Below are 7,757 nucleotides of genomic sequence, written 5' to 3'. Positions count from 1 at the left end.
ATAATCCTGCACATCTTGATTTGGTATGTCAGGAGATAATCCTGCACATCTTAATTTAGTATAATTCTGTCATATATATAAACTTACAATTCTGTCCTGCCTTCGAGCGCCCTCAGCAATGTGACTTCGTCGATGTACTCAAGGTCACCGCCCACAGGAACTCCGCTGGCAATTCTTGTAACCTTGATCCCCGTAGGCTTTATCAGCTTACTTATGTACATTCCGGTAGTCTCGCCTTCAAGGCTGGAATTGGTCGCAATAATGACTTCGTCAACTGTATCGGTTTGAAGTCGCTGAACCAATTCTTTAAGTTTTATATCTCCGGGACCTATACCAAGCATGGGGGAAATTGCCCCATGAAGAACATGGTATACGCCCTCATATTTTCCCGTTTTTTCATAAGCTGCAAGATCTCTTGTGTTTTCAACCACCATGATGGTTCTGTGATCTCGCTTGTCATTAGCACAAATTGGACAGATCTCATCGTCAGTCAGTGTGCAGCATTTACTACAGTAATGCACATTCTCCCTGGCGTCGGTTATGGACTTTGCAAGTCTCTCCACTCTGTCCTTGGGAAGGCCTATAATATAAAAAGCCAATCTCTGAGCTGATTTTCCGCCAATCCCCGGAAGGGATGATAGCTCGTCTATCAGTCTGTTTATATGTCCGCTGTACAAATCCATTAAAATGAAAGTCCTCCAAGACCTCCGAGACCTCCGGTCATCTTGCCCATCATATCACCCTGGGCTTTTTCTGCCTGTTCCATAGCCTCATTAACTGCTGCCAATATCATGTCCTGCAGCATCTCAACATCATCAGGATCAACTGCATCCTTAGCAATAGTGATTGCTGTAAGCTTCTTAGAGCCTGTGACGGTTGCCTCAACTGCACCACCACCTGCACTTGCCTTAAATTCCTTGGTCTCAAGTTCCTTCTGACTTTCTTCCATCTGACGCTGCATACGCTGCGCCTGTTTCATTAGATTATTCATGTTGCCCGGCATTCCGCCAGGAAATCCACCTCTTTTTGCCATTATACAAATCCTCCTGTTTTTTCATTTTGGTATGAGTTTTTAACTGTTTTACGGGATAAAAAATCAGCATTTTTAACTATACTGTCTTTTTTCTTAATTTGGTATCTCTATTTTGCGAATTTAGGCATACCAAATCTTTAAAAAGTTCATTTTATTTCCAAACTCTCTATTTTCTATGGCAAAAACCTTACAAAAAGTATACCAAAATTGCAATTTTACCTTTATATTTACAAATGTTTGTATATTACTCATTGCTAATTAATTAGCATCATCAGTCATCGTCATGGTCGTTCTCTTCAAATGCGTTTTCTTCGTCCATGGCTTGCTGCTCATCATAGGCTACATAATCCTGAGCCATTCCGGCGTAGTACTCATCCTCACTTAGGCCTGAAATAATATCGCCTCCGGAATTCTCGAATTCTTCAAAAGTATCTTTTCCTTGCGGAATTGCTTCTTCCATAGAACCTTTAGAAGAATCACCCACTCCGGATTGCCTAATAGAAACATCTTCCTCAAATCCATTGCTCAAATGATTCTCTTCCGAAGAATTCAGATTTTCTTGCGACATATTTACAGCTTCAGAAAACTGGTTCTCCTGTGATACATTTCTGTCTTGTGAAGACTGACTCTCCTGTGCCACATTTTCACCTTGTGAAGTCTGACTTTCCTGAGACAAGTTTCCTTCCTGAGGAGTCAGATTCTCCTGTGACACATTTCCATCCTGGGAAGCACCGTTCTCCTGCATAGTCAGCTCCTCTGGGAAGTCAGGCATTTCTTCATCTTCCTCTGTCACAATATCAAAATGGATATTGTTGAGACTGACATACTGCTCTTCCATAGGCTTGTTACGGTCAGCATAGCGCATCTCGAAATCAACATGCTTACCAATAATACCATCAATAACTGCTGAGAGCTCTTCCTTTCCGGGGTCCTCATTGTACTTCGCAACGCGTTCCTTGTTATCAAGGACTATGAAAAGCTTATTGTCATTACCCTGACTAAGAACTGCCTTCTCCATATATGTGCGCATGGGATTGGGCATCTGCACAAGAATTCTGCCCCAATCATTCACGACACGTTTGACATCCTCGGCAACTGCAGACTCCAGCACCTTCGTTCGCTGTGCAGCTCCGGTAGTACCGGCACCAGCGCCTACTGCGGCTCCGCCACCGGCCGAAGCACCTGCTCCTTGGGCATTAACAACTATCTGTCCGCTTTTTATGCCACCAAGAACTCCGTCCATCTCCTCGCTTCGCTGTTCCAGAATTCTGATTCTGTCGAGAAGCGCATCACTGGTCTCATCCATCTGCGGTTTACAGAGTCTGATCAAAGCAACCTCTATTAGAATACGTTTCTGAGCGGCAAAGCGCAAGCTCTGTGACAGTTCCGAAAATACTCTGATATATCGCATTATGGTATCGATATCCGAGTTCTTCGCCAGCTCTTTTAACGAATTCAGATTGTCAGTGGACATGTCCACCGCATCCTCCATGTTGTCAGAAGTGCTGACCAACATCAGATTTCTCAGGTACCATATGAAATCGCTGACAAACTGCGATAGCTCACGCCCCTGTATTACAATCTCTGACAATAAATTCAGCGCACTGCTCACATCCTGCTTTATCAGATACGAAAAAAGTCTTCCGAAGACTTCTGTGTCCACAGCACCTAGAACTCCAAGAACTCTGTCATATGTCAGTTCCTCGCCATAGTTGAAGGCAATGCACTGATCCAGAAGGCTCAGAGAATCTCTCATGGAACCGTCGGCGGCCTTAGCAACATAGCGAAGAGCCTTATCCTCAACTTTGATTCCTTCCTTATCCACAACCTCACGAAGTCTGTCTGCAATAGTGTCAATGGTAATTCTGTGAAAATCGTATCGCTGACATCTCGACAGTATTGTGATGGGAATCTTCTGAACTTCGGTCGTTGCAAGTATGAAAATAACATAGGACGGTGGCTCCTCAAGACTCTTAAGCAGAGCGTTGAACGCGCCTGTGGAGAGCATGTGAACCTCGTCGATTATGTATACCTTATATTTTCCTACAGTGGGTGAATATGAGATCTCGTCAATGATCTCACGGATGTTATCTACGCCATTATTCGATGCAGCATCTATCTCTATGACATTCCCCATTGCAGCACCGGACTCGATTGCCTTACAGGTCGGGCACTCACCGCACGGGCTTCCGTCCTGTGGATTCTCACAGTTAACTGCCCTGGCAAGAATCTTGGCAACGGAGGTCTTACCAGTACCTCTTGTTCCGCAAAACAGATATGCGTGTCCTATCCTGTCAGATTTAATCTGATTCTTCAGCGTTGTTACAATATGATCCTGTCCCTTGACATCGTCAAAGACAGGCGGTCTGAACTTTCTATATAAAGCTACGTACGCCATTAAAAACCCCCGGCATTTTTCATACTCCAATCACCTAATTATACTCAATTAGGAGCGAGGCAACAATACTTTATTGACTTAAGAAATTAGTACTCGTATAATAAAAAAGCGCGTTGATGCGCGCATTGTGTGATTCGCAAAAGTTCCTGCGGATCTGGATAAATATCCTGGAGTCGTATCAAAGTGGTCGTAATGAGGCGCACTCGAAATGCGTTTGTCCTTTTGGGCACGAGGGTTCGAATCCCTCCGACTCCGCTATATGTGAAAAGAGCTTCGCGTGTGCGAAGCTCTTGTTTTATAGATCATATTTGATTTTATCATCGACAGATATGTCTTTTCCGAGCTGAACCTCAATTATCTGAAGTTCTTCATTGCTGTTGTTGATAACAGTGTGCTTTTCTCCGGCCTTCATGGAAATTATATCGCCAGCATGGACGCTGCGCTCTACACCATCAACGATTGTTCTTCCGGTTCCACGGACAACGCTCCAAACTTCATCACGTCTCTCATGGCTGTGGTAGTTCATTGAATGACCGGGATTTAAGGTCACCTTTATTGTAAGAGAATCCTTTTCAGCATCGAGAACACGATAGCTTCCCCAGGATTTTTCTGCAAACATGATGGGCTGCTCAATCTGCTCAACAAAAGGCTTGATGTATGAGCTCTGTTCCTTGTCTGAAACAAGAATTCCATCAGGAGATGCAGCTATAACAGCATTCTTGATACCCATTACGATTACGGGAATATTCAGGTCATTTATTACGTGAGTATCCTCACATTTCTCATTAAGGAGAGCTTCTCCGATTACGTTCTCTTCCATGGCCTCGGTAAGAGTGTTCCAGGTTCCAAGGTCCTTCCAGAGTCCTCCAAAACGCATTACACTTATTTTTGATTCCTTCTCGACTACTGCATAGTCGAAGGATATCTTTTCAAGAGTATCGTACTTATCAAATAGATCCTGATATTCTTTGAAATCTATCAGCTCATGTGCTTTCTCAAGAAGGTATGAAAGCTTATATGCAAAAATACCACCATTCCAGAGCGCGCCTTTAGAAATGTAATCCTTTGCTGTCTCTATGTCAGGCTTTTCCTTGAAGGATACAACCTTTGATACGTCATTCTTGTCCTCAGGAATGATATAACCGTACTTCTCTGAAGGATAGGTAGGGTCAATTCCCATTAGTGTGAGGTTGGCATCTCCTTTAGCTGCAAGATTTGAGAGCTTCTCAAGAGCAAGGAAGTAATCCTTTTCAACATAAGGATCAACAGGACAAACAACCACAGGCTCATCCAGAGCTACGCCCTGAACATCATGAAGGTATGCGCTTGCAAGAGCAATTGCAGGAAAAGTGTCTCTTCTACAGGGCTCAATTGAAATTCCGACATTCTCACCAAGCTGGTTGTTTATGGCTGAAACCTGAGTCTTGCTGGTTGCAATGGTTACATTTGCATCAGGGTCTATTTCTCTTATCTGACGATAGACACGCTGAACCATGGACTCGTATTCGCCGTTCTTGTCCTTAAAGATTTTTATAAACTGTTTTGATCTGACATCGTTGGAAAGAGGCCAAAGACGCTGACCTGATCCTCCGGAGAGTAAAATTATATTCAATTTGTTCCTTTCTGTCCCCTCATCCGTCACCTACGGTGACACCTGTCTACGCTCCGCTTCGGTCCGCGCTAAACCGACGTCCCCAAGGGGAAGGCTCTAAATTTTCCTTCACTCCCTTGGGAAGGCTTTATATTATCCGTCTCCCTTTAGGAAGCTATATATTATTTCACTCCCTTTGGAAGGCTTTATTCTACAGTAACGCTCTTGGCGAGGTTGCGAGGCTTGTCTACATCAAGGCCCTTGGCAACGCTGATGTAGTAGCCAAGAAGCTGAAGCGGAATAACTGCAAGTGAAGCAGCGAAGTGCTCATCAATCTTGGGAACATAGGCTGCAAAGTTTACAGTATCCTCTATCTCGTAATGTCCATAGGTTGTAAGACCCATGAGGTATGCTCCTCTTGCCTTACACTCAACCATGTTGCTGATAGTCTTCTCATAAAGGTCGTTCTGAGTAAGAACACCTATTACAAGAATTCCATCCTCAATAAGGCTGATGGTGCCGTGCTTAAGTTCTCCTGCAGCATAAGCCTCAGAGTGGATATAGGAAATCTCCTTCATCTTAAGACTTCCCTCAAGGCAGGCAGCATAGTCAATTCCGCGACCGACAAAGAATACATCCTTTGCATTGGAATACTTGGCAGCAAACCACTGAAGTCTCTCCTTGTCCTCAAGAATCTTCTGAATTTTCTCAGGTATGGTCTTCATTTCAGAGATGTAATATTCGTACTTCTTTTTATCAATAAGCTCTCTGACAAATCCGAAATGTACAGCAAGCGCATAGGTTGCAACAAGCTGAGCACTGTATGCCTTAGTTGTAGCAACAGAAATCTCGGGACCTGCAAGAGTGTATAGTACATGGTCAGCTTCTCTTGCAATTGAAGAACCGACTACGTTGACAATTCCGAGAGTTGCAACTCCCTGGTTCTTGGCTTCACGAAGTGCAGCAAGTGTATCGGCAGTTTCACCAGACTGTGAAATCACTATTACAAGGTCATCCTTATCAAGAAGAGGCTTTCTGTATCTGAACTCAGAAGCAAGCTCTACGCGCACCGGAATACGTGTGAGATCCTCGATTACGTACTGAGACGCCATGCCAACATGCCATGCTGAACCGCAGGCAACAACATAAATCTGTCTTAATGACTTTATCTTTTCATCAGTAATTCCGCACTCTGTAAGGTCAATCTTCTTACCTTTAACAACTGAGCTGAGAGTATCCTCAACTGCCTTGGGCTGTTCGTGGATCTCCTTCATCATGAAGTGCTCGAAACCACCCTTCTCGGCAGCCTCAGCATCCCACTTGATCTCAACCTTTTCCTTCTGGATTTCGTCGCCATCAAGGTTATAGAAGTGCGCTTCACCCTTTCCAAGGCGGGCCATCTCCTGGTTACCGATGTAATAAACATTTCTGGTGTATTTAAGAATTGCAGGAACATCTGATGCAACATAGGTTGCTCCATCTGCAATACCAATAACCATAGGTGAATCCTTACGTGCTACCCACACCTCGTCCGGATAATCCTTGAACATAAGTGCAAGGGCGTAAGAACCACGAACACGAACCATTGTCTTAGCGATAGCATCGATAGGTCCGATGTTGTACTTTTTATAATAATAATCTACAAGTTTAACAGCCACCTCTGTGTCAGTCTGTGAGTAAAACTCATAATCATGGCGAAGAAGCTTTTCCTTAAGTTCCTGATAGTTCTCGATGATACCGTTATGTACACCGACAACATTAGCTTCCTCTACGGTAGCACCATGCTCGAACTGATTGGCTGAAACATGCGGATGAGCATTAGTCTCAGAAGGCTCACCATGTGTAGCCCATCTTGTGTGACCTATACCGATCATTCCCTGAAGAGATGCTCCGTCATTGGTCTTCTCAGCAAGAACCTTCAGTCTTCCCTTAGCCTTAACAACCTTAACCTTGCCGTCAGTTCCTCTTACAGCAAGTCCTGCTGAGTCATATCCACGATATTCAAGCTTTGAAAGACCATCCAACAGAATGGGCGCTGCCTGTTTTTTACCTACATATCCAACTATTCCGCACATATTTTTTCCTCTTTATATAAACTGTGTTTTTGTGTTTAGTTTACCAACATATTATATTCATTTTTTAAAAATACACAAGACATCTATTAAAAGCAGGACTATTCCAATCACAAGGAATATAACCGCCAGCGCCAAAGCTGTGCAGGCAAGATATCCCACTTTATTTTTTTCTACTCTCGTAAACTGTGGCTTTGTAACCGTGATCTCGACTCCCGGAGTATTGGTATATATGTTTATCTCTCCTGATTCAGGATGATTTACTCCTTCAAAGACCAGATCTCCCTCTACCACATTATCGCCTTCCTTAAGTGCTACGTCAAATGAACACGCTGACATATCATATTCACCTGCCGAAAGGTCTGTTGTTACCTGAGCCTCTGCTGCCCCAGCCAGACTGGCCTCATATTTTATATGAAAACTTTCTCCGGACATAAATGACACCGGAGCATGAAGTACATATCTGTCCTTTATTGTCATTCTCAGGCTGTGATTTCCATACGGAATATTCTCAATTTCAAATCCGTTTGAGTAGTCAGTCAGTATCAGACTCTCGTTATTTCTTACAGGCGCTCTGTTAGTCGCTGCCAGACTAAACGCCACAATACATATATATGCGATAAAAAAGCACATTACCGCTCTGAATTTTTTTAATAATTTCAT

Annotated in this window: 6 protein-coding genes and 1 tRNA gene; 1 reads left to right on the top strand and 6 read right to left on the bottom strand. The window is 43.6% G+C overall.

Features of this window, described 5'->3' with window-relative positions:
• Window positions 1-83 precede the first annotated feature (83 nt).
• From recR to dnaX, 3 genes are all read right to left on the bottom strand, one after another.
• Window positions 84-683, bottom strand: coding sequence for a recombination mediator RecR (gene recR / locus G602_RS0123315; protein ID WP_026661197.1), 600 nt, complete (start codon window positions 681-683; stop codon window positions 84-86).
• Complete coding sequence (locus tag G602_RS0123310; protein WP_026661196.1) at window positions 683-1,033, bottom strand: YbaB/EbfC family nucleoid-associated protein; 351 nt, start codon at window positions 1,031-1,033, stop codon at window positions 683-685. The genes recR and G602_RS0123310 overlap by 1 nt, the downstream gene beginning before the upstream one ends.
• A 271-nt stretch (window positions 1,034-1,304) precedes the next feature.
• Window positions 1,305-3,431, bottom strand: coding sequence for a DNA polymerase III subunit gamma/tau (gene dnaX / locus G602_RS28215; RefSeq protein WP_081676150.1), 2,127 nt, complete (start codon window positions 3,429-3,431; stop codon window positions 1,305-1,307).
• A gap of 169 nt (window positions 3,432-3,600) precedes the next feature.
• On the opposite strand from dnaX, the gene G602_RS0123300 reads away from it, so the two are divergent.
• Window positions 3,601-3,686, top strand: a tRNA-Ser gene (locus G602_RS0123300).
• Window positions 3,687-3,726: 40 nt separating this feature from the next.
• On the opposite strand, the gene G602_RS0123295 is transcribed toward G602_RS0123300, so the two are convergent.
• The 3 genes from G602_RS0123295 to G602_RS0123285 form a co-directional block, all read right to left on the bottom strand.
• A complete protein-coding gene (locus G602_RS0123295) occupies window positions 3,727-5,043 on the bottom strand; it encodes a sugar phosphate nucleotidyltransferase (protein ID WP_026661195.1) in 1,317 nt (438 codons plus the stop codon).
• Between the two features lie 185 nt (window positions 5,044-5,228).
• Window positions 5,229-7,097, bottom strand: a complete 1,869-nt coding sequence (glmS, locus tag G602_RS0123290; RefSeq protein ID WP_026661194.1) for a glutamine--fructose-6-phosphate transaminase (isomerizing) — start codon at window positions 7,095-7,097, stop codon at window positions 5,229-5,231.
• A gap of 57 nt (window positions 7,098-7,154) precedes the next feature.
• Entirely contained in the window at window positions 7,155-7,757 is a 603-nt protein-coding gene (locus tag G602_RS0123285) for a hypothetical protein (RefSeq protein ID WP_155830061.1), read from the bottom strand.

The organism is Butyrivibrio sp. AC2005 (assembly GCF_000424145.1).
Taxonomy (GTDB): Bacteria; Bacillota; Clostridia; order Lachnospirales; family Lachnospiraceae; genus Butyrivibrio.
The sequence above is the reverse complement of the archived record's forward strand: the minus strand, read 5'-3'. Positions and strand labels throughout refer to the sequence as shown.